The sequence below is a fragment of the Chitinimonas taiwanensis DSM 18899 genome, assembly GCF_900119825.1.
Classification (GTDB): domain Bacteria; phylum Pseudomonadota; class Gammaproteobacteria; order Burkholderiales; family Chitinimonadaceae; genus Chitinimonas; species Chitinimonas taiwanensis.
In genome coordinates, this window is sequence record NZ_FPKR01000010.1 from 1 (window position 1) to 26061 (window position 26061).

25 protein-coding genes and 1 other RNA gene are annotated in these 26061 nt (G+C 60.6%); 12 read left to right on the top strand and 14 right to left on the bottom strand.

Annotated elements, in window-relative coordinates; genetic code table 11:
- The coding region (locus BT173_RS12660; RefSeq protein ID WP_084658878.1) for an integrase core domain-containing protein at positions 1-342 on the top strand (342 nt) is incomplete at its 5' end.
- 1571 nt (positions 343-1913) lie between these two features.
- On the opposite strand, the gene BT173_RS12675 is transcribed toward BT173_RS12660, so the two are convergent.
- From BT173_RS12675 to BT173_RS12695, 5 genes are all read right to left on the bottom strand, one after another.
- A complete protein-coding gene (locus tag BT173_RS12675; RefSeq protein ID WP_072429196.1) occupies positions 1914-2252 on the bottom strand; it encodes a P-II family nitrogen regulator in 339 nt (112 codons plus the stop codon).
- 74 nt (positions 2253-2326) lie between these two features.
- Positions 2327-3115, bottom strand: a complete 789-nt coding sequence (locus BT173_RS12680) for a peptidylprolyl isomerase (protein ID WP_072429040.1) — start codon at positions 3113-3115, stop codon at positions 2327-2329.
- Between the two features lie 59 nt (positions 3116-3174).
- A complete protein-coding gene (locus tag BT173_RS12685; protein ID WP_072429041.1) occupies positions 3175-3444 on the bottom strand; it encodes a BolA family protein in 270 nt (89 codons plus the stop codon).
- The gene (locus tag BT173_RS12690) at positions 3441-3743 is read right to left on the bottom strand and encodes a YciI family protein (RefSeq protein ID WP_072429042.1); all 303 of its coding nucleotides are present in this window, start codon (positions 3741-3743) and stop codon (positions 3441-3443) included. Before BT173_RS12690 ends, BT173_RS12685 begins: the two co-directional genes overlap by 4 nt.
- 20 nt (positions 3744-3763) lie before the next feature.
- Entirely contained in the window at positions 3764-4489 is a 726-nt protein-coding gene (locus BT173_RS12695) for a VC0807 family protein (protein WP_072429043.1), read from the bottom strand.
- Between the two features lie 297 nt (positions 4490-4786).
- On the opposite strand from BT173_RS12695, the gene BT173_RS12700 reads away from it, so the two are divergent.
- The gene (locus BT173_RS12700) at positions 4787-5239 is read left to right on the top strand and encodes an Hsp20 family protein (protein ID WP_072429044.1); all 453 of its coding nucleotides are present in this window, start codon (positions 4787-4789) and stop codon (positions 5237-5239) included.
- 74 nt (positions 5240-5313) lie between these two features.
- Here the strand turns inward: BT173_RS12700 and BT173_RS12705 are convergent, their stop codons facing one another.
- Positions 5314-6492: a vWA domain-containing protein gene (locus BT173_RS12705; protein ID WP_072429045.1), complete on the bottom strand. Its 1179-nt coding sequence runs from the start codon at positions 6490-6492 to the stop codon at positions 5314-5316.
- A gap of 158 nt (positions 6493-6650) precedes the next feature.
- On the opposite strand from BT173_RS12705, the gene BT173_RS12710 reads away from it, so the two are divergent.
- From BT173_RS12710 to BT173_RS12720, 3 genes are read left to right on the top strand one after another with little or no spacing between them, the layout of a single operon-like run.
- Positions 6651-8078 (top strand): coniferyl aldehyde dehydrogenase, encoded by a 1428-nt coding sequence (locus tag BT173_RS12710; protein ID WP_072429046.1) that lies wholly within the window; start codon positions 6651-6653, stop codon positions 8076-8078.
- 8 nt (positions 8079-8086) lie between these two features.
- Positions 8087-8641, top strand: a complete 555-nt coding sequence (locus BT173_RS12715) for a hypothetical protein (RefSeq protein ID WP_072429047.1) — start codon at positions 8087-8089, stop codon at positions 8639-8641.
- Entirely contained in the window at positions 8634-10271 is a 1638-nt protein-coding gene (locus BT173_RS12720; RefSeq protein WP_072429048.1) for a GMC family oxidoreductase, read from the top strand. Before BT173_RS12715 ends, BT173_RS12720 begins: the two co-directional genes overlap by 8 nt.
- A gap of 55 nt (positions 10272-10326) precedes the next feature.
- Here the strand turns inward: BT173_RS12720 and BT173_RS12725 are convergent, their stop codons facing one another.
- From BT173_RS12725 to BT173_RS12740, 4 genes are all read right to left on the bottom strand, one after another.
- Complete coding sequence (locus tag BT173_RS12725) at positions 10327-10959, bottom strand: TetR/AcrR family transcriptional regulator (protein WP_072429049.1); 633 nt, start codon at positions 10957-10959, stop codon at positions 10327-10329.
- Between the two features lie 125 nt (positions 10960-11084).
- An RNA gene (gene ffs / locus BT173_RS12730) (signal recognition particle sRNA small type) lies at positions 11085-11182 on the bottom strand.
- A gap of 38 nt (positions 11183-11220) precedes the next feature.
- The gene (locus tag BT173_RS12735; RefSeq protein ID WP_072429050.1) at positions 11221-12528 is read right to left on the bottom strand and encodes a sensor domain-containing phosphodiesterase; all 1308 of its coding nucleotides are present in this window, start codon (positions 12526-12528) and stop codon (positions 11221-11223) included.
- Between the two features lie 40 nt (positions 12529-12568).
- On the bottom strand, positions 12569-13594 hold the full coding sequence (locus BT173_RS12740) for an asparaginase domain-containing protein (protein ID WP_072429051.1): 1026 nt from the start codon (positions 13592-13594) through the stop codon (positions 12569-12571).
- A gap of 116 nt (positions 13595-13710) precedes the next feature.
- On the opposite strand from BT173_RS12740, the gene smpB reads away from it, so the two are divergent.
- The 4 genes from smpB (at position 13711) to BT173_RS19365 (ending at position 18480) form a co-directional block, all read left to right on the top strand.
- Positions 13711-14160 carry an SsrA-binding protein SmpB gene (gene smpB / locus BT173_RS12745; RefSeq protein ID WP_072429052.1) on the top strand — a complete coding sequence of 150 codons (450 nt, stop codon included), beginning with the start codon at positions 13711-13713 and terminating at the stop codon, positions 14158-14160.
- An 80-nt stretch (positions 14161-14240) separates the two neighbouring features.
- The gene (locus BT173_RS12750) at positions 14241-15416 is read left to right on the top strand and encodes a GGDEF domain-containing protein (RefSeq protein WP_072429053.1); all 1176 of its coding nucleotides are present in this window, start codon (positions 14241-14243) and stop codon (positions 15414-15416) included.
- Between the two features lie 72 nt (positions 15417-15488).
- Positions 15489-17066, top strand: a complete 1578-nt coding sequence (guaA, locus tag BT173_RS12755) for a glutamine-hydrolyzing GMP synthase (protein WP_072429054.1) — start codon at positions 15489-15491, stop codon at positions 17064-17066.
- 220 nt (positions 17067-17286) lie between these two features.
- Positions 17287-18480, top strand: coding sequence for a hypothetical protein (locus BT173_RS19365; RefSeq protein ID WP_139256151.1), 1194 nt, complete (start codon positions 17287-17289; stop codon positions 18478-18480).
- Positions 18481-18787: 307 nt separating this feature from the next.
- Here the strand turns inward: BT173_RS19365 and BT173_RS12765 are convergent, their stop codons facing one another.
- Positions 18788-20065 carry an MFS transporter gene (locus tag BT173_RS12765; protein WP_072429056.1) on the bottom strand — a complete coding sequence of 426 codons (1278 nt, stop codon included), beginning with the start codon at positions 20063-20065 and terminating at the stop codon, positions 18788-18790.
- 99 nt (positions 20066-20164) lie between these two features.
- On the opposite strand from BT173_RS12765, the gene BT173_RS12770 reads away from it, so the two are divergent.
- The gene (locus BT173_RS12770; protein ID WP_072429057.1) at positions 20165-21058 is read left to right on the top strand and encodes a LysR family transcriptional regulator; all 894 of its coding nucleotides are present in this window, start codon (positions 20165-20167) and stop codon (positions 21056-21058) included.
- Positions 21059-21122: 64 nt separating this feature from the next.
- On the opposite strand, the gene BT173_RS12775 is transcribed toward BT173_RS12770, so the two are convergent.
- Positions 21123-21857, bottom strand: a complete 735-nt coding sequence (locus BT173_RS12775; RefSeq protein ID WP_072429058.1) for a hypothetical protein — start codon at positions 21855-21857, stop codon at positions 21123-21125.
- Between the two features lie 125 nt (positions 21858-21982).
- Between BT173_RS12775 and BT173_RS12780 the strand changes: the two genes are divergently transcribed.
- Positions 21983-22489 carry a DUF6630 family protein gene (locus BT173_RS12780; RefSeq protein WP_072429059.1) on the top strand — a complete coding sequence of 169 codons (507 nt, stop codon included), beginning with the start codon at positions 21983-21985 and terminating at the stop codon, positions 22487-22489.
- 103 nt (positions 22490-22592) lie between these two features.
- Entirely contained in the window at positions 22593-24116 is a 1524-nt protein-coding gene (locus tag BT173_RS12785) for a thioredoxin family protein (protein WP_072429060.1), read from the top strand.
- 55 nt (positions 24117-24171) lie between these two features.
- On the opposite strand, the gene BT173_RS12790 is transcribed toward BT173_RS12785, so the two are convergent.
- Both BT173_RS12790 and BT173_RS12795 read right to left on the bottom strand, forming a co-directional pair.
- The gene (locus tag BT173_RS12790) at positions 24172-25098 is read right to left on the bottom strand and encodes a DUF4114 domain-containing protein (RefSeq protein WP_139256152.1); all 927 of its coding nucleotides are present in this window, start codon (positions 25096-25098) and stop codon (positions 24172-24174) included.
- A gap of 464 nt (positions 25099-25562) precedes the next feature.
- On the bottom strand, positions 25563-26054 hold the full coding sequence (locus tag BT173_RS12795; protein ID WP_072429061.1) for a hypothetical protein: 492 nt from the start codon (positions 26052-26054) through the stop codon (positions 25563-25565).
- Between the last annotated feature and the right edge of the window lie 7 nt (positions 26055-26061).

Here is a 26061-nt window from a genome sequence, read left to right on the forward strand (position 1 = left end):
AGCCAGATCCAGGTGGACAATGGACCGGAGTTCACCAGCAAGGCACTGGATCAATGGGCTTCCGAGCATGGTGTGCGATTGCAGTTCATTCGGCCTGGCAAGCCGGTAGATAACGCGCACATAGAAAGCTTCAACGGTCGGTTCCGGGATGAGTGCTTGAACCAGCATACCTTCCGTAGCCTGCATGATGCACAACAGAAGATCGAGGCGTGGCGTCTCGATTACAACGCGGCCCGGCCACATAGTGCGCTGGGCTATTTGACCCCGGCGGAATACCGGGAAAAGCATCAACCCCCAACCGCTCAGATTGCTAATTTATGCGTGGTAGACCGATTGGGGTAAGGTCACTTGACCTTAGCTCGACAAGTGAAGGAGGCGCTGGGTACTAATCTTGATATCAAGGGGCATCTGGCAAACGTGGAGCATCGGCAGACACTCTAGTGATAGATGGGTTCGACCACGCTGCATACTGTGGATCGTCACAGTTCTGAATGTCCATGTACTAAATGTCAAACTGAGCAGACAGCTTGCGGCATATGTCGTCTGTGATTCGGTCTGCCTGCTCGGGATTGTCATTTGCAATTTCGCGATGTAGTGAGTAGCCAACACCAATTAGATGATAAAAGATCCTCGGTGCGATTAGCTCAATGACAAAGTAAGCAGATTCACCTTCGCTCCCACTGCTCCAGTACCTTACTAGGAGCGATCTATCGAAGGAGACCTGTTGAGTTTCTAATTCGCTGCAACATCCCTTATTGATAATGGTGAGACTTCTGTGCTTGGGTTCCACATATACCTTGCGCATGTCGATATCGTGCCAAGACATTGCAGCAAATATGACGAAGCATAAACCGAAGCCGATAGGGTTCAGTAATACATTGAACGCCTCAGGCCAAGTAATGAAGATCAAACTGGTAATCAGGAACCAACACATAACCGAAGCAGCGAATGCGATAGGTAGCTCTACCAAGAACTGTAGTTTTGTTTTGCTATAGTTTTCGAGCACAACGGACTCGCCCCTCAGCATTCGTATGGCGGAACTTGTAATGCTCATTGATTATTGCTTGTGTGAGCGATGGTCGGCCTTGACGTCAGTCGTGGCGTGAAGTTCGAAAAACTGCTATTTAAGTTGCGCATCGTGCTATTTCTCAACCGTGGGCGACCGACTTGGCGTCAACCTAGTTGGATAGGCAGCAATGGTCGAACGTTTTTCAGGGTTATTTCGTGTTGAAGCCTAGCTTCATGTGGCATTAGTAAGGACTCTGTTTATCTTGGCTTGTTAGCAGTGCTTATGACTTCGGTCGAATAATGGAGTAGTGCTTTATCGTGCAGGGTATGGAATTACCGTCGTTTTTACATATTCCGCTTAGTGCTCTGTATTTTAATCTTGATATTGCACCAACGCTTGGCCACAGCTTTCTTGGCAGCATGCGCTGATAGTTTTCACTTTCTGGTCTAAAGCGAACGGTATCTCCTGTTTTCAGGCATCCGTCAGGGTTGCCGGCTGCGGCTTGCGTGATTCTTGCAATCAAATCTTTTTTGCCAATTTCGACGGTTTCGATCCGATAGTCACATACTTTCCACACGCCCGCGTGCGACAACACAGGACTTGCTATCAAAAATACTGCGAGGTACCTTAAATGTAATCGTTGGTTTCTCATTATGACGATGCCTGAATGAGCGGGAGGTATGAGCATAAGGGCTTCAGCATCCAGCGATGTGGGCTAAGCGGGCATCCCGAGTCATCACACGCAGTGAATGGGAACGCGGGCGCTTGGCGGACCGGCGATGTCTTTGCCGGTAAGCGAGTCGCAAATTGGCTGCTTGAGGGCCTTGGAGACTGAGGCGAGCAAGCTCAAGAGAATCTCCAGGCAAGGATGGACTGCCTGCCTGGATATGCCTTCATGCCGGACTCAGACAGCCTCAGCCCCCGTCTCACCAGTACGGATACGCACTACTTGCTCCACTGCAGTGACAAAGATCTTGCCGTCACCGATCTTGCCCGTACGGGCGGCTTTGACGATGGCTTCTATGGCCAGGTCGACCTTCTCGGCCGTGATTACCACTTCGATCTTCACCTTGGGCAGGAAGTCGACCACATATTCCGCACCGCGATAGAGTTCGGTGTGGCCTTTCTGTCGGCCAAAGCCCTTGACCTCGGTAACGGTGAGACCGGTGACGCCAACTTCCGCCAGTGCCTCGCGCACCTCATCGAGTTTGAAGGGTTTGATAACCGCTTCGACTTTCTTCATATCCATGTCCTGGCTCCTCATGACAAAGGGCCTTGCGGCCCTTTGTAGTTTTCTATCTGGCTAAGGTACTGAGCTTACTCGACCTTGGCCTTGGCGCGCAGGTCGGCAATCATCTTGTCCAGTGCCTGGCCTTGCATCTGCTGCTGGATATTGCCCTTCACTTCATCGAAGCTCGGGCCTTGTGCGGTACGCACATCTTCCAACTTGATCACGTGGAAACCGTACTGGGTTTTGACCGGTGCCTGAGTCACTTGGCCCTTGGCCAGGGTGCGCATGGCTTGGTCGAACTCAGGGACGAACTGGCCTTCCATGACCTTGTCGTACAGGCCGCCGTTGTCCTTGCTGCCTGGGTCTTGCGACTTGGCCTTGGCCAGATCAGCAAACTTCTTGCCCTTCTTCAGATCGGCGATCACGGCCTTGGCTTCCGCTTCGGTCTTCACCAGGATGTGACGCACGCTGTATTCCTTGCCGCCGCCTGCCTGGGCCTTCAGCTTGTCGTATTCGGCCTTCAGTGTGGCTTCCGGAATGACGGCGGTCTTCTGATAGCCCTGTACGAAGGACTTCAGCAGCACGTTCTGGCGTGCCATGGCCATTTCGGTCTGCACGTCGACATTCTTGTCCAGACCCTGCTTGGTGGCTTCCTGGGCGATCACTTCTTTGGTGATCAGGTCGTCACGAATCTTGGCGCGCAGATCGGGGCTATCCTTGGCGCCGCGTTCAGCGAGCTGCTTGAGGATGAAGTCCATCTGGCTCTGAGGGATGGCAACGCCATTGACCACGGCCACCGGCTTGTCGGCAGCGAATACCGCGCCGGCCACGAGGGCGGCGATCAGCGCAGGGGCGAAGCGAATCTTGGTTTGCATCGAATACGTCCTTCTAGGTCTTGATGGCTAGTTTGCAGTAGTTGCAAGTTAAGAGAGGTTCAGCGTTGTGCTTCGCCAGGGGTTCGGGCATCAATGGCCAGCGCATGGATATCGCGGCGCATCAATTCGCCCAGGGTTTCATATACCAGCCGGTGGCGCGCCACCAGCGTCAGGCCTGCGAAACACTCGGACACGATATACAGCTGATAGTGCCCGCCACCCGATGCAGCGCCAGCATGACCGGCATGCTTGGCGCTGTCATCGCGTAGTGCCAGTTCAATGGGCTGCAGGGCCGCAAGTTTCGCATGGATTTGCTCAGGAATGTTCACGCGGGCAGGACCTTCTTGAAGGGTCTGACTTCGACGCGGGCATACACGCCTGCCGTCTGATAGGGATCGGCTGCCGCCCACGCTTGCGCGCTGGGTAGATCGGCAAATTCGGCCACGATCAAGCTGCCAGAGAAACCGGCGGTACCCGGGTCGATCGCGTCGATGGCTGGGAAAGGGCCGGCCAGTAGCAAGCGCCCCTCAGCCTGCAGCGCCTCGAGACGTGCCAAGTGTGCGGGGCGGGCGGCCAGACGCTTTTCCAGGGAATTGTCGACATCAATGCCGGTAATTGCGTAGTACATGGTGTTGGCTCGTTAATCGCTTAGTGGCTGCCCTGCATGATCTCTTCCAGTTTCAGCTGGGTGAGTTTCTCGATGCGGTTGACCAAGAAAAACAAGGCGCCGGCAAGAATCAGCGTGCTGGGCAACACGATGACTGGGTAGCTGAGCATGGTCATGCGTCCGAGTTCAGCCGTGAACTCGGGTGTGCCGGGCTGGCTGACGACGATCCACTTGGCCAGCACGTAGTTGAGCACGGCCGAGAGTAGGAAGGAGGAGGCAATCAGCCAGGAGCTGAGCTGCAAGGTGCGGCTGAATTCGTTCTCGGTGCCCAGGCGTTGCAGCGCGGCGTCGATCTTGCCGACCTGCATGATCTCTTCATTGAACAGCAGGGTGCGCACGAAGGGGTAGGGCGTGTACATCGAGATCACGCAGGCCAGGCCCAGAATCGAGGGGATGGCTGCTTCCTTGATGGCGATGTATTGCGGCGGGAGCTTGAGCAGCGCCATCCCGCCTGTCAGCAGGATGGAAACTAGGCCGAGGATGGAGATCAGATTGGTCTTGCGGGTCTGCCAGTACTCGTGCAGGCCAAAGCCCAAGGGAAACATCAGTGCGACCAGCATGCTCCAGACTGGGCCGAGGCGATTTTCATCGTTCAGCTGGGTCATGATCACGGTGGGGATGATGATGTTCATCAACAGATTGCCGAACACGCCAGGCTTCTTCTGGGTGGGCTGAGCCGGGGCGTTGCGGGCCGGTTCGATTGGCATTTGAGCCAAGGTGCATCTCCTGCGCGGACTGTGCTGCAAATCGCGAAGCCGCAACTATATGCGCTTTATCTACGCTTGCCCATCCTCTCTTGAAGGCGCTGAAAGTGCCGTAGTAACACGGCTTGGTCTCGCATGCCGGTGCGGATTGCGCGGGGTTCGCTGGCTTGGAATTGGGCTTGCCGGGCAGCTTCATACCGGGGCTTGAAATGCACTGCCCCGGCACTTATCTAAGCGATGCAGGCGCTCGATGTTGAGGCTTGCCCAACCCTATATCGCTTGATCTGAAAGGATATTGCCATGACCCATTACGACTTTTCCCCCCTTTATCGCTCGGCTATCGGCTATGACCGCCTGGCGCAGATGTTTGATGAAGCATTGCGCAGCGATGCCCAACCGAGTTACCCCCCCTACAATATCGAGCTGCTGAGCGAGAATGAGTACCGCATCTCGATGGCGGTGGCGGGCTTTGAGCGTGCCGAGCTGGAGATCGAGGCCGAGAACGATGTGCTGAAGGTGATCGGTCGCAAGCAAAGGCTTGAACACAAGCCGACCTATCTGCACCGCGGTATCGCCACGCGCGATTTTGAGCATCGCTTCCGCCTGGCCGACCATGTGCGCGTGGTAAGTGCCGCACTTGATAACGGCTTGCTGAATATCCAGCTGGTGCGTGAGATTCCCGAGGCATTGAAACCGCGCAAGATCGCTATCGATGGCGACAATGTGCATGTGCTCGAACGTAAGCTTGCCTGATCGACAGGCGCGCTTATTCGCTGCTGCAAGATGAAACGGCCGGAGATTTTCCGGCCGTTTTCATTCAGGCGGCGCTAACTGCTCTGCAGCTTGCGCATGGCGGCTTCCAGCCCGGCTGGGGTGAGCGGGAACATGCGCCCGCCCATCAGTTCACGCGTCATGCGTAGCGACTCGGTGTAGTCCCAGTAAGGCTCCTGAACCGGATTCAGCCAGACCGCATGCGGGAAGTGTGCGAGCAGGCGCTCCAGCCAGACTTTGCCCGGTTCCTCGTTCATATGCTCAACCGAGCCGCCTGGGTAGAGGATTTCGTAGGGGCTCATGGTGGCGTCGCCGACGATGATCAACTTGTAATCGCTCGGGTAGGTGTGTAGCAGGTCGAAGGTCGGCTGGCGCTCGCTATTGCGGCGCTGATTGTGGCGCCATACCGATTCATAGAAGAAGTTGTGGAAGTACACGTGCTCAAGGTGTTTGAACTCGCTGCGCGCGGCCGAGAACAAGCCCTCACAGACTTCGATATGGTCGTCCATTGAGCCACCCACATCGAGGCAGAGCAGCACCTTGACCGCATTATGGCGTTCATGGGCGAATTTCAGATCCAGCCAGCCGGCATTGTCGGAGGTAGCGCGAATGGTGGCGTCGAGGTCCAGTGTATTGGCTTCGGACTGGCGCACCAGCTGGCGCAGGCGGCGCAGCGCCACCTTGAAGTTGCGCGTGCCGAGCTCGCGGCTGTCATCGAAATCACGGAACTCCCGCTGATCCCATACCTTGACCGCGCGGCGGTGGCGTGACTCATTCTGGCCGATGCGGATACCTTCCGGGTTATAGCCATAGGCGCCAAATGGGCTGGTGCCGCCCGTGCCTATCCACTTATTGCCGCCCTGATGGCGCTCCTTCTGCTCGGCCAGTCTCTCCTTCAGGGTTTGCATCAACTTGTCCCAGCCCAGGCCCTTGAGCTGGGCCTTCTCTTCTTCCGACAACTGCTTTTCGATCAGCTTGGCCAGCCACTCGTCGGGAATGGCGGTTTCCAGCTTCTCGAGCAGACTTTCCACGCCTTTGAAGTAGTGGCCGAACACCTGGTCATAGCGGTCGAAGTATTTCTCGTCCTTGATCAGGATGGCGCGTGACAGGAAGTAGAAGTCATCCAGACTGCCGCTGATCACGCGCGCGTCCAGTGCCTCAAGCAGGGCGAGCAGTTCCTTGGTCGAGACGGGCAGCTTGGCATCGCGCAGCTGGTAGAAGAAGTCGATAAGCATGGTCGGTGTTGCAGATGGGATACGACGCATTCTAACGCCGGCAAGGCTTGGGCAAGTGCCTGTCGGCATTTTGATTCAATCGAGCGATTGCTCAGGTTCTGCCTGTGCCGGTGCTTTAGAATGGGCAGCAAGATTTCACCCGGACTAGTGGAGTGCCCATGCACGCTGTCTTTGAACCCCATGACAATCAGGCCGAGCTGGCGCGTTTGGCGAGCTTGTTCCAGGCCCAGCGCGCAGCTTTCGCGGCAGCGCCGTTTCCTTCCGCTGCGCAGCGGCGCGCGCAGCTGAGTCGACTCAAGCAGACGCTGCTCAAGCATCAGGACAGCCTGTGCGCGGCGATCTCGGCTGACTTTGGGCACCGCTCGCGGCATGAAAGCCAGTTGCTGGAACTGTTTCCCAGCTTGGCCGGCATCCAGCACGCATCCAGCAAATTGGCGCGCTGGATGAAGCCGCGCCGGCGCGGCGTGTCGATCTGGTTCATGCCGGCCAGCAATACCGTGGTACCGCAGCCGCTGGGCGTGGTCGGCATCATTGTGCCGTGGAACTATCCGCTGTTTCTGGCGATTGGCCCGCTGACCGCGGCTTTAGCGGCCGGCAACCGGGCCATCATCAAGGTCTCCGAGTTCACCCCCCGTTTCGGCGAGGCGCTGAGGCTGGCGCTGGCGGAAAGCTTTGATGAATCGGAAGTCGCAGTAGTGAATGGCGGCGTACCGGTCGCGCAAGCCTTTTCGGGCTATGCCTGGGACCATCTGCTGTTTACCGGCTCAACCAGCGTGGGCAAACAGGTCATGCGTGCCGCGGCCGAGAATCTGACTCCGGTGACGCTGGAACTGGGCGGCAAATCTCCCACCATCGTGCATGGCGACTTTCCGATTGCCACCGCGGCAGAGCGCATCCTGCATGGTAAATGCCTGAATGCCGGCCAGACCTGCGTGGCGCCGGACTACGTATTTATTCCGGAAGGTCAACAAGCTGCCTTTATCGAGGCCGCACGCGCAACGGTGGCGCGCTGGTATCCGAATCTGGCGGCCAACCCTGACTACAGCGCGGTGGTGAATGGGCGTCATCTGAGCCGCCTGCAGGCTTATCTGCAGGATGCACAGGAGAAGGGCGCGCAGATCGTGCCCTTGGCCGATGCCGACCCCGCCAGTGGCAAGCTGGCGCCGACCCTGGTCCTGGGTGTGAATGAGACGATGAGCGTGATGCAGGATGAGATCTTTGGTCCCATCCTGCCGGTGCTGAGCTACCGCGATCTGGACGAGGCGATTGACTATGTGAATGCCCACCCACGTCCGCTGGCCTTGTATTACTTCGATTACGACAATGCGCGCATCGGCCGGATGCTGGCGGCGACCACCTCGGGCGGTGTGGGTATCAATGAGACCGTCATGCATGTCGGCCAGGACGATCTGCCGTTTGGCGGCGTCGGTCCGTCGGGCATGGGTCATTACCATGGCCACGAGGGTTTTGAGACCTTCTCCAAGATGAAGCCGGTGTTTGCGCAAAGCCGCCTGAATGGCCTGTGGATGATGCGCCCGCCCTATGGGCCGCGCGTCGAGCGCCTGCTGAAGTTCATGTTGCGCTAGGGCCTGTCATGCTGACCCGACGTCAACTCTTGAAGACTGGTGTGGCTGGTGCGGCTGTGCTGGGTATCAGTCGTCTGCTCTATGGCCCTTGGCGACCCGATGCGCCGTATGAAGTACCCAAGCCGCATCAGTTCAAGGTGCTGGATGCGCAGAGCCGCACCGCGCTGGCGGCGATTGCCCGCGTGATGCTCAAGGGTGCCTTGCCGCGCGATGAAGCTGAGTTCGAAACCGCGCTGCATGCCGCGGTGCTCGGCTGCGATACCGCGATTGCGGGCCTGCCCGGTGCAGTACAGGACGAGGTCAAGGAGCTGCTGACCCTGCTGTCCGGGCGCTTTACCCGCCGCTGGGTAGCGGGGGTCAGCTCGGCCTGGAGTGAGGCGAGCGAGGCGGAGATTGCCCATTTCCTCAGCCGCTGGCGCTTTTCGTCCTTCCTGCTGCTGCGCAGCGGTTACCAGGCGCTGCACCAGATCGTCTTTGCCGCCTGGTATGGCAATCCGCAGGCCTGGGTGGGGATAGGTTATGAAGGCCCGCCGGAATTCGTGAAAGGTTATTGGCATGCCTAAGGATGTGATTGCCGAGGGCTTGGCCTCCGGTAAATGGGATGTGCGCGATGCGGCGCAATTCATGCAGGACCAGATGCTGGAGGCCGACGTGCTGATTGTCGGCACTGGCGCTGGTGGCGGCGTGGCGGCGGAGATTCTGAGCCAGGCTGGGCTCAAGGTGGTGATGCTGGAGGAGGGCGGGCTGAACTTCGCCTCACGCGACTTCAAGCTCAAGGAGGCCGATGCCTATCCGCAGCTCTACCAGGAATCAGCCGGTCGGCAGACCAAGGACAAGGCCATCACCATTCTGCAGGGGCGCGCCGTGGGTGGTTCGACCACCGTCAACTGGACCTCGAGCTTCCGGACCCCGCCCACCACCTTGCAACACTGGCAGCAGCACTACGGCCTGGCCGACATGACCGTGGCGGCGATGGCACCCTGGTTTGGCAAGGCTGAGCAGCGTCTGAACGTGATCGACTGGCAGGTCGAGTCGAATATGAATAACCGCGTGCTGGCCCAGGGCGCGGACCGCATCGGCATTCATTGGTCGAAGATACGCCGCAATGTGAACGGCTGCCTGAACCTGGGTTACTGCGGCATGGGTTGCCCGGTGAACGCCAAGCAATCGATGCTGGTGACCACCATTCCTAGCGCCTTGCAGCAAGGCGCCACCCTGCTCACCCATGTACGCGCCGAGCGCGTGTTGCTTGAGGGCGAGCGTGCGGTCGGCGTAGCGGGGGTCGCCATGGATAGCGGTGGCCTCTACCCAAACGGCGTGCGCATTACGGTCAAGGCCAAGACGGTGTTGCTGGCCGGCGGCGCGATCAACACGCCCGCCCTGATGCTGCGCTCTGAGCTGCCTGACCCGTATGCGCGTATTGGCAAGCGCACCTTTCTGCACCCGGTCAATATCTCCGGCGCCATCATGCCGTTCAAGGTGGAAGGCTGGCAGGGTGCGCCGCAGAGCATCTATTCCGATCACTTCCTCGACACCCTGCCAGTGGATGGCCCGATCGGCTACAAGCTGGAGGTGCCGCCTTTGCACCCGGTGCTGACGGCCATCACCATGAGCGGTTTCGGTGAAAAGCACCGTAGCCTGATGGCGCGTTTTGATCGGCTGCAGGTGATTTTGGCCCTATTGCGTGATGGCTTTCATGAAGGCAGCCAGGGCGGTACGGTCGGCTTGAAATCGGACGGCACGCCGCAGCTCGACTACCCGATCAGCGACTATGTATGGAGCGGCTTGCGCCATGCCTATCTGACCATGGCCGAGCTGCAGTTTGCCGCCGGCGCCAACCGAGTGATGCCCATCCACGAGGATGTGAGCGCCGAAGGCTATGCCAGCTGGGCCGAAGCACGTGCTGGCATCCAGAGCCTGCCGCTGGAGGCGCTGCGGGCCAAGATTGTCTCGGCCCATGTGATGGGTGGAGCAGGCATGAGCACCCAGCCGCAGGATGGCGTGGTGAATAGCGAAGGGCGCTTCCACCAACTTGACGGCCTGTATGTGATGGACGGCTCGGTGTTCCCGACCTCGATCGGCGCCAATCCGCAGCTGTCCATCTACGGCTTGGTGGCGCGTAATGCCAGCTTGCTAGCTGCAAGCTTGACCGGCAAACAACCGGATTGGCCGCTGATGCCCAAGATGCAATAAGCGCAGCACCAAAGCAAAAAGCCCCGCTTGCGGGGCTTTTTGCTTATGCATGGCCTTAGCCTGGCTTGTAGCGTGCCTCGATCTTCTCGAACACGGCTGCGTAATCGGGCTGCACATAGGGCTTGAGCAGCGCCAGTACTTGCCTCACACCCTGTTTGCCGGTTTCCTCGGTCAGCGGCACATCGGGGCGCACGGTCTGCTGGAAGGTGAACCAGAACTTCACGATTAACCAGGCCGTAGTGGCCAGCGGCTGGATTTCGCCCAGCTTGACCGACAGGAAGCCGATGCTGGCGAACTCACTGAAAGCGCGCGCCAGCACCGGGGCGATATCGTTCTTCACGAAGGCCTGGTAGTCGGCTTGCAGCTGCGGGTTACGGCTGAGCAGGCCGGGGAGGTCGTAGAACAGGAAGCGGTACTGCCACATTGCATTGAAGGCGGCATCCAGGTATTGGCCTAGGTCCTCGGCCACCAGTTCGCGGTCTTCCGGCACCCGCATATGCTCGCGCATATAGTCCTGGTACAGGCGGAAGATCTGGTAAACGATCTCTTCCTTATTGCGGAAGTGGTAGTAGAGATTGCCAGGGCTGATGCCCAGGTGGGCAGCAATATGATTGGTCGTGATCGGACGTTCACCATGCTCGTTAAAGAGCTTGAGACTCTCCTGCACGATGCGGTCGTAGGTCTTCATCGTCGTTCTACTAGCTAAGCGTAAGAATGACGTAATTTTACCCGAATTTGAGCTGAAGCTCTAATTATTCCGTCGGCATGGCAACGGGCATGGGTAATACGCATAGTTGAAACTGAGAGAGGAGAGGTGGCGAGCCCGACCCCCGGCACTTGCCTACACCGCTGTGGCTGCTTCCTTCCGGACCTGACCAGATTCACGACTTGGCAATGCGGGGAGACCCGCCATAGAGCACAACATTCGCCGCCAACGCGACGAACGGCGCTATTCTAGCACTGACCCATCGCCCGAGTCGAATTCCACTGGACCATGCCATTGAATATCGCCGCACAGCACATGGGGTACGCCATTCAGCATCAAGCCCAGCGACAGGGTTACACACTGCGCCTCGCCCACGATGGACAGATAGGGACGTGAAATCTGCAGCTCGCCGAAGCGTTTCATGGCCTGGCGAAAATACTGGCGGCGCGACCAGACCGCGCCGCGCGCATCGTCGAGCGGCGAGAAGCGCGGCGTGACGCGCTGCTCGCGGGTTGGATTGTGCAGATTGGCGCCGACCTGGCGGCCGTTCACGTCGAGCAGGAAGCAGCGTATCGCGGCCGGTTCATTCATGAAGGCCTGGGCGGCGGCGGCAAAGCCCTCCGCCTCGGTCAGGCGTGCGGCGCCCTTGAGGATGGCAGTGCAATACGGTGCCAGCTGCTGCTGATTGTGTTCGATCTCCAGGCGCATGCGCGCATTGAAGTTGTCCCACAGCGTTTCGAATAGCGGCTGACTCGGCTCGCTATGCCAGAGGCCCGGGGCCGGGCGGGCGAAGTAATAGCCCTGGATCAGGTCGCAATCGGCTTCCAGCGCCAGCAGCGCCTCGTTCTCGGTTTCCACGCCTTCCGCCAGCACCAGCGCACCCGCTTCATGCACGAGGCTCACCAGGCCGGGCAGAATCAACCGGGCGTCGTGATTGCGCGTCGCATCGGTGATCAGCGTACGGTCGAGCTTGACGATGTCGGGGCGCAGCCGCCAGACCCGGTCCACATTGGAATGGCCGGCGCCGAAATCATCGATGGCGATTAGGCAACCGATGTCGCGGAAGTAATCGACCGCGCGGGTCAGCGCGCGATGGTTCTCGATCGCCGTTTCCAGCACTTCGACCACCACCCGCTCGGGCGCCAGGCCCAGCCGGGCCAGGAGCTCGGGGAAGAAGCGCCCATATTGGCCGGCATGGGCGAAGGCATTCGGTTCCGCGTTCAGGAATAACCAATGCGGCGGATCACCCATCTGCTCGGATAAGGTGCAGAAATTACGCGCATGCAGCAGGCGCGACAGCCTATCCAGTGTGACCAGCTCGGCCTCTGAACCCGCAGAGGCGAACACATGGGCCGGCGACATGGCCTTGCCTATCGGCGTCCAGGCGCGCATCAGCCCTTCGTGGCCGACCACGCGGCGATGAGCGAAGCTGAAAATAGGCTGGAAATGGCTATGCAGGGTCAGCCCTGCGTGCTGGGCGATGTATTGCGAGCCCTCCTGCAGCAGCAGGGCTTGCAGGGCATCGAGTTGATAGGGGGCGGTCAGCGGCATGGCGGGCGCGGTGAATAGGGCAGAGAAGTGGGCTGCTGCATTAGCCGGCACTGAGTTCGCCGCGCAGATTGACCGGCATACGGTCGTTCGGGCCGAGGATGTCGGCCTGCTGCGAGAGCAGGAAGTACAGCTTGCACAGCGCGGCTTCCGGGGTCATATCGCAACCCGAGACCAGGCCGGCGCGCGCCAGCGCCGAGCCCGCCGCGTAGTTATCCATATCGACCCGGCCGGACACGCACTGGCTGATATTCACGATCAGCGTGTGTTGTTCCTGCGTGCTGCGGCTCAAGGCCACGATCAGCGCCTGATCGGCATCCGGTGCGTTGCCGGCGCCATAGCTTTCCAGGACCAGCCCTGCCAGCGGCAGCTCGGCGGTCAGCAGCTGCTTGATGATCTCGACACTGAAACCTGGATAGAGCTTGAGCCCGGCAATACGCAGCGCCGGATCGATACGGTGCGCGCGCAGGGGCGCGCTGGGCTTGGGCAAGCAGAGCGCGCGATTGAACTCATACTCGCCCTGCACACGGCCCAGGATGGGGAAATTCGGTGAGCCGAAGGCACCCATCTCTGCCCCCCACAGCTTGCGGCTGCGATTGCCGCGCAGCAGCTGGCGGTTGAAGGCCACGCAGACTTCGTACAGGCCCGCCTGGGTGGCCCAGTGAAACGCGTCGACCAGGTTCTGCTCGGCATCGTTCGGCTGTTCGGACAGCGGCACCATGGCGCCGGTGACGATGACCGGCTTAGCCAGATTCTCCAGCATGAAGCTGAGTGCCGAGGCGGTGTAGGCCAGTGTGTCGGTGCCGTGGATGATCACGAAACCGTCGTAGTCGGCATAGTGGGCGGCGATGTCGGCCGCCATGCTGTTCCAGTGCGCGGGTTGCAGATTCGAGGAGTCGATCAGCGGCGCATATTCCTTCAGCGTATAGGCCGGGAAATCCTTGGTGCGCGTGGCGATGCGGGCCAGTTCCTGCGGCAGATAGCCGGCCACCGGCGCATGGCCTTGCGGTGTGGCTTGCATGCCGATGGTGCCACCGGCGTAAATAACAAAGAGGCGTTTAGCGGGCATGGGGTGGGGGATTCGAGTAAAATCCGCGCTTTGCTCTGCGCGCAGGTCGGTCAAGGCTAAGCATTTGGCATTAATACCGGCCGGACTTTACCGCGCTCTCACTCGACTAGCCAGCCATGTCCATCATTGATAACCGTAAAGCCTTTCACGACTACTTCATCGAGGACCGCTTCGAGGCTGGTCTGGTGCTCGAGGGCTGGGAGGTCAAATCCATCCGCGCCGGGCGCGTGCAGATCAAGGAAGGCTATGTGATCCTGCGCAATGGCGCATTCTGGCTGGTCGGCGCCCATATCTCGCCGTTGACCTCGGCCTCCACCCATGTGCTGCCCGACCCAACCCGTAGCCGCAAACTGCTGCTGAACCAGGCCGAGATCAATAAGCTGATTGGCAAGGTGGAGCGCGCCGGCTACACGTTGGCGCCGCTCGATATGCACTACAAGGGCGGTCGGGTGAAGCTCGCGATTGGCCTGGCCAAGGGCAAGAAGCTGCACGATAAGCGCAGCAGCGAGCGCGATAAGGATGCCCAGCGCGAGGTACAGCGCGCGATGAAAGTCAGGCAGAAGTAAGCCAGGCCTGCGCCCGCGCGGCGTATCGGTATATATTCCGTTTCCTTGCCTTGCTCCCAATGCCGGAAATCGCTCAGCCCATGGCGCTAGACCTGCCCACCCTCGTCATTACCGAAGCGCTGATCCTGATTCAGCTGGCGGCACTGGTCTATGTGGCCGGCGTGCGTATGCGCGATATCTTCCGCGGGCCAACCTTCTGGGCCCTGGGCCTGTTCTGCTTTGCCGCCTCGCAACTGCTATTCATCTGGCTCGATAGCCCCGAGCACGGCCCGCATCAGCTGCTCAACCATCTGCCGGCTGCACTGGGTTGCTGCGCGGTACTGATCGGCTTTGATGACTTTGCCGACCGCGGCCGCAACTGGCGCGGCGTTGGTGCGCTGGCGGGCCTGGCACTGTGTGATTTCCTGCTGCAGTCCTTCTGGTGGAGCAGCTATGCGCTGCGCGTGACCACCTTTGGCAGCGTACAGATCCTGTTTGTGCTTTTGCTGCTACCGCGCCTGTATCAGCCGGTGTCCGGCCAGCGCCGACTGGGTTTCAAGCTGATGCGCATGCTGGCCTGGGGCTGGGGCGCGATCAATCTGGCCCGCATCATCTGTGTGCTGTTCAGCCCCGAGCAGTACTCGGCCATCAATCAGGTGGTTCAGCTCAGCTATTTCGTCATGGCGCTGTTCTTTGGGGTCTGGCTGGCGCTGTGCTGCTGGCTACTCATGCACGAGCGGCTGTCTGCCGGGCTCATTCACGCCACCACGCGCGATGCACTGACCGGCAGCCATAACCGGCGCGGCTTCAGTGCCTTGCTCAGCCAGGAATCGCATCGCCTGGTGCGCCAGTGGTCGAGTACCGCGGTGCTACGCGTGGCCATCGACGATTACCCGAGCTTATTGCGCCGCTACGGCGGTCAGGCTGGCGACCGCGCGCTGATGGCTTTTGCCGAGGCGGTGCAGGAAGAGCTGCGCGATGTGGATGGCTTGGCGCGCCTGGGGGCCGAGCAGTTCGCCGTGCTGCTGCTGAATGCCGATGAGGCCGGTGCCAAGGTGGTGGCCGAGCGGCTGCGTCGACGTATTCAGGACCTGGTCGTGTATACGCCGGCCGGGCCGATCTGGTTTACCGCCAGCTTTGGTATTGCCGTATTGCCCGAGCTGGAAAACGAGCTGGAGCTGGTGCTCAAGCAGGCCGAGCAGGCGCTGCAAGCCGCGCGCGCGGCGGGTAGCAATCGGATCTGCCTGCTACCGCTGCCCAGCCTGCAAGCGGCCTGATGCGCGACAGGGGTTAGGCTAAGCCGGCCGGCTCCTGTAAAATCCGGTTTTTGCAAGGAAAGCCGGCCCGCCATGGACAAAATCCTCATCCTCGACTTCGGTTCGCAAGTCGCCCAACTGATTGCCCGCCGCGTTCGCGAAGCCCACGTCTACTGCGAACTGCATCCCTTCGATATGTCGCTGGCCGATATCCAGGCCTTTGGCCCCAAGGCCATCATCCTGTCCGGTGGTCCGAACTCGGTGTACGAGAGCGACTACCAGGCCGATGCTGGCCTGTTCGAACTCGGTGTGCCGGTGCTGGGCATCTGCTACGGCATGCAGTTCATGGCGCAAAGCCTGGGCGGCAAGGTGGAGGCGGGTGCCAAGCGCGAATTCGGTTATGCCGAGATCCGTGCGCGCGGCCACTCGCAGCTGTTCAATGGTCTGCAGGACCGCAGCAGTGCCGAAGGCCATGGCCTGCTGGACGTGTGGATGAGCCACGGCGACAAGGTGACCGCCATGCCGGCCGGTTTCAGCGTGATCGCCGAAACCCCGTCCTGCCCGATCGCCGCTATGGCGGACGAAACACGCAAGTTCTACGCCGTGCAGTTCCACCCCGAAGTCACTCATACCAAGCGCGGCACTGACATCCTGCACCGCTTCGTACTCGGCATTGCCGGCGCGCAGCCTAGCTGGACCATGCCCAACTACATCGAAGAGGCTGTCCAGAAGATCCGTGAGCAAGTTGGCGACGAGGAAGTGATCCTTGGCCTGTCGGGCGGCGTGGATTCGAGCGTGGCCGCCGCGCTGATCCACCGCGCCATCGGTGACAAGCTGACCTGCGTGTTCGTCGACCACGGCCTGTTGCGCCTGAACGAAGGCGATATGGTGATGGATATGTTCGCGCGCGGTCTGGGCGTGAAGGTGATCCGCGTCGATGCGCGCGAGCAGTTCATGGGCCATCTGGCTGGCGTGACCGACCCCGAGCAGAAGCGCAAGATCATCGGCCGTGAATTCGTCGAGGTCTTCCAGGCGGAGGCCAAGAAGCTGCCGGCGGCCAAGTGGCTGGCCCAGGGCACCATCTACCCGGACGTGATCGAATCGGCCGGTGCGAAGACCAAGAAGGCGCATGCGATCAAGAGTCACCACAATGTCGGTGGCCTGCCCGAGACGCTGAACCTCAAGCTCCTGGAGCCGTTGCGCGACCTGTTTAAGGATGAAGTGCGCGAACTCGGCGTGGCGCTGGGCCTCGCGCACGAGATGGTCTACCGCCACCCCTTCCCGGGTCCAGGCCTTGGGGTGCGTATCCTCGGTGAAGTGAAGGCCGAGTACGCCGAACTGCTGCAACGCGCCGATGCGATCTTTATCGAAGAGCTGCGCAACACCGTGGACGAGCACAGCGGCAAGACTTGGTACGAGCTGACCAGCCAAGCTTTCGCGGTCTTCCTGCCGGTGAAGTCGGTGGGCGTGATGGGCGACGGCCGCACTTATGAATGGGTGGTGGCCCTGCGCGCCGTGGTGACCAGCGATTTCATGACCGCCCACTGGGCCGAGCTGCCTTACAGCCTGCTCGGGCGCGTGTCGAATCGCATCATCAACGAAGTGCGTGGCCTGAACCGGGTCGTGTACGACGTGAGCGGCAAGCCGCCGGCGACGATCGAGTGGGAATAGTTGGATACTTGTGATGAAAAAAGCCCTGTAATACAGGGCTTTTTTCATATTCAATTTATGAGACTATGAAACGCTTTACTTGATTGTATTTTGCATTGCTTGCATAAAAAGTTGGCACGAATAAGGCGATAGTTTATTCGCTGCTCTTGAAAGCTGAGTTGGCTAGTATGAGGTGGCGGCGGATTGCAATAGGTGAGATGGGTGTGAAGAGGGAGTGTTGATGTTGATTGCAAAATTAATATGCCCTGCAGGCGTCGGTATGCGACTGGCTAGTGTCATTGGCTGGGGTTTGGCAATTTCAACCGTAATTTTCTTGTATGAGGTTTATTCCAAGTTGGGCGGTGTGGCTCCCTACTATTATGCGATGAGATTCTATCTGCCTTTGGTTGTTGCTGCATGTGTATTAAGTATTGCTTTTTCTTTTATCGACTCTGATCGGGCAGCAAGCTATTGGGGCTTTATATGGTTGCCTAGTTTGGTTGCGGGGGTGGTTGCAATGCCCATCTTGGATGTATTAAAGGGCAGACATGAAGAGAGCATAGAGAGGCTTTCCTATGCTGTTGAGCCCAGCGGTATAAAGATTATTAAACTCTATCGGGACGATTTTCCTAGTGTGGATAGGCATACTGACTGGCGATACGAGTGGAATGGAAAGCGCTTGGTGATGTGGCATGGCGAGTATCGCAGTGAGGGGCTGGGGCTGTCAGGGTATGACGGTTATCAGCTGAAGGGCGATAATGTCCTAAGCATAAAGGTTGGAGATGGAGATTCCCGATCGCCAGTTGGGCATTTGTCGGTGCCTGCCATTGATTATTCTGCAATTGAGCCATTTGTTCGCTTGGATGGAGGGCGTGAGTCTGTTTCTCCTAAAGGTGCGTGGTTATGGCCAAAGCAATTGGGTACGGTATTGTATCAATATGAAGATCACATCGAGACGGCACTTTTTATTGATTGGCTGGCAGAGGGGCAAGCCTACTATGCTACCCAGGTAGAGTTATATAACTATTCTGGTAGAGATATTGTTCGAGTGAAGATTAATGGTTGGGATTTGCTCTCATTAAATCCTCGTCTTGCTACGGAGTGCGACTATGCGGAGGTGCGATACATCCCCGTCGTCATTGGTAAGCGCATTTGGCTTGAGTGGCAATATGGCGATGATCAGAGTTGGCATTCTGCTGTTAATGACCACCTCCCGTCTGAACCAAGCTTTCCTGCTGGTGCTGGGGGGCGGTCCAGAAAGATAAAGGTGCTTCTCGGTCAGTATGGTGAAATGTCTGTAAGTAGGCAGATTGCTTATATTCCTAAGGAAAATCTAAAGACTAATCAGCAGAAAATGGTGATTGATGAGGGTGAGGCGTTGCATGCTGATTTTAAGAGCAAATATATCGCGTGTATGCCGAATGGTGCTGGCTAGCAAGATGCATCAAAACACTGGAAGTCTAATCGCCTGCGACTTGGCGCCCGATTTAGCGCGGTGCTCAAGGTCGCCTGTCTTACGTAAGCACCGATAGAAGAGATTGTTATCTACAGCGCTCACCGCCATGTCGGGGCGCTGTAGAGTTGACGGGCTGGCTGTGCTTGGCTGCCTGGGTCTATGGCTTGGGTTTCACGCTCTTTCTGGTAGTGCCTCTGGTGTTTGTCTTCATATTGAGTCGGATCACGCCTTGTTTCAGTAGCAGCTACAGGGTTTGCAATAGCGAGCTACCCCCAACATTCCGAACTTAATGCGCAGATGGGGCTACACCAGCCGCTGAATAGGTTGGCATCACCCGGTCCGGCACCAATGGCGCCAAGCCCCGCAGCCGCAATGCAATGGCGAGGCAAGCCAGCAGTGTGAGCAGCAGGAAACTCACCAGGCCAGACCAGCCGGCCAGCGGCCAGAGTAGGCCGCTTAGCCAGCCTATCAGGCTGCCGCCCAGGTAGTAGGCGGTCAGGTAGAGCGCGGAAGCCAGGGCGCGTGCCTGCAGCGCGCGTCGGCCCACCCAGCTGCTGGCCACCGAATGGGCGCCAAAGAAGCCCAGGGTGGCGATGGCGAGGCCCAGGATGATCAGGGGCAGCGGGTCGAGCAGGGTGAGCAGCAGTCCAACCGCCATGGTGGCCACCATCAACCACAGCACATTGCGCCGCCCGATGCGGTCGGCCAGCTGACCCGCCCAGGCCGAGGCACCCATGCCCAGTACATACAGCAGGAAAACGAGGCCCAGCTGGGCTGAGCTCAGCGAGTAGGGCGCGGCATGCAGGCGGTAGCCAAGGTAGTTGTAAAGGCTGACAAAGCAACCCATCAGCAGAAAGGCGCTGGTGAACAGCCAGGGCAGGCCAGGGTCCCGCCAATGCTGGCGTGCATCGCGCCATAGCTGGGCCAGGCCGACTGGCTTCGGCTGGAAATGGCGTGATGGGGGCAGGCTGTGCCAGAACAGGCCGGCGCAGACCAGGCCCAGCCCGCCCAGCGCGGCCAGCGCGACCGGCCAGGCAAACCATTCGGCCAGCAGGGCGGTCAGAAAGCGCCCCAGCATGCCGCCCAGCGCATTGCCAGCGATATACAGGCCCATCACCCGGCCCAGCACCGCTGGCTCGATCTCTTCGCTCAGATAGGCCATGGCCACCGCTGGCAGGCCTGCCAGTACCAGGCCCAGGGCGGCGCGCAGCCAGAGCAGGCTAGTGAAGTCGGGCGCCCAGGCGCTGAGCAGCATCAGCAGTGCGCCTAGGGCCAGTGCGGCATTCATGACCGGCTTGCGCCCGAGCCGGTCGGCCAGCAGGCTGGCTGGAATCAGTCCCAAGGCCAGCATGCCGGTGCTGGCCGAGACCACCCCGCTGGCCGTGGCTGCGCTGACCGCAAAGGCCTGCGAGAACTGCGGCATCAGCGGCTGCAGGCTGTAGACCATGGCAAAGGTGCCAAAGCCACCGATAAAGGCGCCGAAGGCTGTGCGCCGAAAGGCGGGGCTGGCGGTGCTTAGCTTCAGGGACGGCTGGATGGGTGCGGCAAGGGTAGCGGCAGACATGGATTTCAGACGCAGCAGGACGATGGCTGCATGCTAGGGCTGGCACTTACTGGCAGTCCAATATATGTTTCTGCTGGTATTCATACTTTGGAAATATCAATGGAGCTGCGTCATCTGCGCTATTTCGTGGCCGTGGCCGAGGAGCTGCATTTCACCCGCGCCGCCCAGCGCCTGCATATCGGCCAGCCGCCGCTCAGTCAGCAGATTCGTGCACTGGAGGAGGAGATCGGTGCCCAGCTGTTCGAGCGCCATCAACGCCGCGTGCAGCTGACCGAGGCCGGCCAGCTTTTCCTGGTGCGCGCGCGGCGCATTCTGGCTGACGCGGCGGCGGCGGCCGAGCAGGCGCGCCGGGTTGCGCAGGGTGAGGTGGGTGAGTTGCGCCTGGGTTTCACCTCGTCCTTGCCCTTCACCAACCTGTTGCCGGCCGTGCTGCACGACTTCCGCGCGGCCTGGCCAGAGGTGCGCCTGAGCCTGCGCGAGCTGTTCACCGCTCAGCAGTTCGAGGCACTGGCGGCCGGCAGCCTGGACGTAGGCTTTGTGCGCTTTACCGGCCTGGAAGCCCCCGAGGGCATCGTGCTGCGTGAGATCCACCGCGACCCCTTGCGCGTGGTGCTGCCGGCCCAGCATGCGCTGGCCGCACAGCCGGCGCTGGCGCTCGCGCAGCTGCGCGATGAGGGCTTTATCAGCTATCCGCGTGAGGTGGGCACCGGCCTGCCGGTGCTGGTGCGCCAGCTGTGTGCGCGCAGCGGCTTTAGCCCGCGCGTGGTGCAGGAAGCCGGCGAGGCGACTACCCAGATCGGTCTGGTGGCGGCTGGCCTCGGCATTGCCGTGCTGCCCTCGCCGCTGGAATGCGTGCAGATGCCCGGTGTACGTTATCTGCCCATTCTGGATGAGGGCGCGCATCTGTCGCTGGCGCTGGCCCATGCGAGCCAGGACAAGTCGCCGCGCTTGCAGCATTTTCTGGCCGTCTTGCAGCAGCGCCTGAGTAGTTAGCGCCTGGGTTGGGTGGGAAATGCGCTTTTGCCGCGTGTGAGTGGGAAAGGTAGGCGCACTCGCCTCAAGCCAGTTGTTGGCGGACCAGCGCAGTGACCGCCTCCGCGTCATCGCCATGCATGATCGTGCAGTCCTTCTTGCTGGCACGTTGCAAGATGAAGGACTTGCGCGTGGTCAGTGCCATCTCGGTGACCTTGCAGTCAAAGAAGAAGCCGCTGCCCTTATCGATACGGCCATCGACCGATTCCAGGCTCAGTTCGCCAAAGCCCTCATACGGTTCATTCGGCCGGCTTGGATGTAGGCCACGCCAGTAATAGAACAGCTTGCGGTCAGGCAGGTTGACGCAGCTGGCCACGCTCTCCCAATTGGCCGCTAACTGGCCCTGCTTGTCGTAGGCCTTGCCTTGCAGCTTGACGGTGCCGCTGCTGGGGTCGGCGCGGATTTCCAGAAAGCTCAACGCGGAGACTTCGTCCTGCTTGATGTTCTCCCACCAATATCCCTCTAGCCGTGCGCAGAAATCCTGTAGCGGGGTATTCGCGGCCGGCTGGCTGACTTGCTGTGCATCTTGCAGCAGTGCATGCGGCTTGAAGTAGGCGAAAGCACCCACCAGCAGAATGAGCAGCACCAGCACGCCCAGCATGCCGCTCACGGCCAGCCACTGGGTTTGCCCCACCGTCTTCAGCGCGACGGCGCCCAGCACCGACTCCATGATCAGGGCGAGCAGCACAAAGAAGCCGAGATAGGTTTTGACTGCGCCGATCAGGCTGCTGCGGCTGTCGGTGGGCTGGGATTCGGGCATGGGCGTGGCCAGAGAGTGGAATCAGCTTCACCATAGCTCACGCCAGCTGCGGCGAGCGGGCGGCGCGGTTTAGAATGCGCGCCGGGCTTGGCGCCGCCGCCAGGCCAAAACGAAAGCGGTTCACCATGCACAATCAAGACATCGAATACTGGGCCGAGCAGGCGCGTCATCTGCTCGAACTGATCAACCCGGCCGACCCCGAGCGCGCCGAGGCGCAGCATGAAACCTTCCTGTCCGAGCTTGCGGTAAAGGACGAAGACGAGCTCGACAGCACGGTGGCGCTGATGCACACCCTGCAGGAAGTCATTGTTGGCGAGGCGAGTTTTCAGGCCAGCTGGCGTGGTAAGGCTGAGCTGATCGAAGCGCTCGAGGCCCTGCTGCCCGAGCCAGAGCTGCGCATAGACTGGGGCGGCGATAGCGAGGACGAGGACTTCCTGGCCGCGGTCACCGTGCCGCAGCTGTTGCGTCGCGCATTCTTATCCTTGCAGGATGCCGGCTATACGCTGTGGTGCTGGAATAGCGAAAGCGACAGCTATGTGGGCTGGATCAGCCGCAGCGTGGACGAAACCCAGCTGGTCGAGGTGTATTACGGCCTGGGGCTGGATGTGCGTCTGGCCGAGGATCTGGGCTAGTCGTGCTGTATGCCACAGCCGCAGGCGCTTTCCGGCCGGCGGCTTGGCTTTATGCCTGCTTTGTGTGAAGGTTCGCATGTTTCAACCTATCCGGTTCTAAAACATGAAGACCTTCGCGATCGCGTTTTCTCTCTTGCTGGCCACCCCGGTGCTGGCCAGCACGGCTACCCACGAGGTGGCCGGTATTGCCTGGCAAAAGGGCGATGTGGCCGCCGCCTTTGCGCTGGCCAAGTCCAGCAACAAGCCGCTATTCCTGTACTGGGGCGCCAACTGGTGCCCGCCGTGCAATCAGGTCAAGGCCACCATCTTCAACCGCCAGGAATTCATCGAGCGCTCGCGCGCCTTTATTCCCGTCTATATCGACGGCGACAGCCCGGGGGCCCAGAAGCTCGGTAGCCAGTTCAAGGTACGCGGCTATCCGACCATGATTCTGTTCAAGCCGGACGGCACCGAGCTGACCCGCCTGCCGGGCGAAGTGGATGCTGAGCGCTATCTGCAGACCCTGACCCTGGGCCTGTCGGCTGCCCGCCCAGTGAAGGCCACCCTGGCCGCCGCGCTGCGCGATGGTAAGAGCCTGGCTGGCGATGAGTGGCGCCTGTTGGCTGATTATTCCTGGGATACCGACGAGGCCCAGCTGGTGCCCGACCGCAAGCTGGCCGAGACTCTGCTCAAACTGGCGGCCGCCGTGCCCAAGACGCAACCCGAGGTGGGCGCCCGCCTGCAGCTGAAGGCGCTGGCCGCTGCGGCCACTGCCGAAACACCGCCCGCGCTGGATAAGGCGGCGGGCCTCGCCACTGTGCAGCGTGTGCTGGCCGACCCGCGCCTCGCGCGCGCCAACTTCGATGTGCTGGTCAATTACGCCGCCGATATCGCCACGCTGCTTGCCGCGCCGAAGTCGCCCGAGCGTGCGCCGCTGCTGGCCGCCTGGAACAAGGCGCTGCAGCAGCTGGCGGTGGACCGCAGCCTGTCCACCACCGACCGCCTCGGTGCGGTGACCGCGCAGGTCGCCCTGGCCAAACAGGCCGGCAACGCAGCGCTGCCGCCGGCCTTGCTCAAGCAGGTGCGCGAGCGCGTGGCGGAAGCCGACCAGCAGACCAGCAATGGCTATGAGCGCCAGTCGGTGATCAGTACCGCCGCCTATACGCTGACCGAGGCCGGCCTGATCGGCGAATCGGACGCACTGCTACAGGCCGAGCTCAAGCGCTCGCATTCGCCGTATTACTTCATGCTCTCGCTGGCCAGCAATGCCAAGAAGCGCGGTGACAAGGCTGCCGCGCTGAACTGGTATGAGCAGGCCTACCAGAAGTCGGAAGGCCCGGCCACGCGCCTGCAATGGGGTAGCAGCTACATCAGCGCGCTGATCGAGCTGGCGCCGCAGGATGAGGCGCGCATCGAGAAGGCCACCCTGGCGGTGCTGGCCGAGGTGGCGGCGACCCAGAACGCGTTTTACGAGCGTAACCGGCGTTCGCTGGAAAAGATCGTGGCCAAGCTGCATGCCTGGAACCAGGACAAGCAGCACCAAGCCGTGGTGCAGCGCAGCCTGGGCCAGCTGGGCGGTATTTGCGCCAAGCTGCCCGCCAAGGATGCGCAAAAGCCGATCTGCCAGGGCTTGCTGAAGTCTGCTTGAGCGGTGGCGTGAACATAAAGTGGCCAGCTTGCGCTGGCCTTTTTTTATGTTGCGCTCAGCGCCGCCGCTGGATGCCGCCCAAGAGACCGAGGCCGAGCAAGGCCAAGCCAGCACTGCCGGGCAGCGGAAGCTGGCCGGCAGGCGGCGCATCGACACTCGCGCTTACCCCTTCGAACAGGAAGAGATTGTCGTTGTAGTCCTGGTCGCCACCGCCCCAGCTGTCCTCGAAGCCGACCAGATAGCGCCCTACGCCAAGCTTGAGCGCCTTGGTATGGATGCGCCCATCGTTCCAGCCCAGCGGGTCGATATTGTTGATCGTCTCGCCGCTGAAGAAATAATGGGTATCTGGGTAGTGGATGCGGTCGGCCTGGTAGTGCAGCACGCTGGCCTGCAGGCCGAAAACCAGGCTGTCGCCTGCCGTCAGGCCGCTGATTTCGCGCGATTGGCCGATCTGACCCGGTGCGCACTGATTCCCGGCCTTGGCCTGAGCATAGCTGCAGCCGCCGCGGGTCTGGAACAGGGTGTTCGCGCTGCTGAGCGGGTTGTAGCCGGCCAGCTGATTGCTGCCACCGCTTGCATAGATGGGCGCCCAGAAATCGGCTGCATTGAAGGGCGTGCTGCCGGCATGGGCGAGGAAGAGCCAGGAATCGCGCGCGGCACCGGTGCCCAGAAAGCTCACTCTTACCGTGCTGCCGGTGGCAATCAGGCCCGCGCCATTGTCCTGCTGCAGCGGGGCATGCTTCAGCTGGGCGAGCAGGCTCGCGTCGATATTGAAGCCGGCATCGCCATTACCTAGCGCATAACGCGAGAACCATTCGTTCTCGCCCGCCGTGCCGCTCGGCGCGCTGATGATCTGGGTAGGGGCGCTGCTGCCCGTCCAGCCGCTGCCATTGTTGCTGGCGGGTAGCAAGGCACTCAGCGTGTAGGCGTGCGCGACGCTGCTGGCCAGCGCAAGGCTGGCGGCGATCAGTGTGTGTTTCATGGTGTCCCTGTGGGCTTATGGCCTGCCACTTGGGCGGCATGGCCTGTTGTCATTCATGCCCCGGCTGGTCGCCCGGGGCACGCTTCACTCCGCCGTGCCGGACCCATGCAGGCCCAGCACGACGCGCCATGTTAGGAAGCGCGCGCCAGCGCCAGCAAGGCGGCGAAATCAGCCATGCCGCTGGTATGCAAGCGTATTGGGATATGCGAATCGAGTAGCCGACTCTGGCGGATGGCCAACGGTTTGGTGCGCGTGTGTATTCCGGGCCTGGACGCATGCCGTCGCCGAGCCAAGATTGCCGCCAAGGCTTGCAGGCAGACGCTTTGCGGCGTGTGAAGTCGTGAGGTGTACGTATTGCGGTCCAGCTGCTCAGCTTTGCGGTCGCGCGTACGCAGTGCCAAACGGGAGGGCTGCCGCCTGGGTAGCAAAAAACTTATCCACATCTGGTAAGTGCATGCGCGACGCTACGTTTCGTATTCGGTGCGCTGCGCGCGCAGGCGCTGATTGAGTTCCATGATCGAGGCTTGCGCAAGCGGGTCCGAGTCGGGCTGCTCAAGGGGAGTCAGTACCAGGCGCCAGCGGCTGCCCCAGGGCCAGCGACGCGGCGCGATGGACAGGGTCATGATCTGGTCGCCGTAATAGTGGAGGCGCAAGGCGCGCGGTGAGATTGGCCAGTGGGCATGCAGCAGATGGCTGGCATACGCATGGGCCAGGTCTTGACGCGCCAGCAGGCGGAAATGCTCGTCCAGCAAGAGGAAGTGATTCGCCTCCTCGAACGGGCAATCCTCATGGGTGATCAGCAAATAACCGGCCGCGCAGCGGTATTGGGCTTCGAAGCCATAGCCGGGCAGGTGGGTAGCGGTGGGCTGGCCGCGGTGAAAGAGCAGCGAGCTGAGTGGCCAGCTCGCATAGTCGCCTTGGTGCTGCTCGAGGCTGAACAGATCGATGGGTTGCATCGGTTCG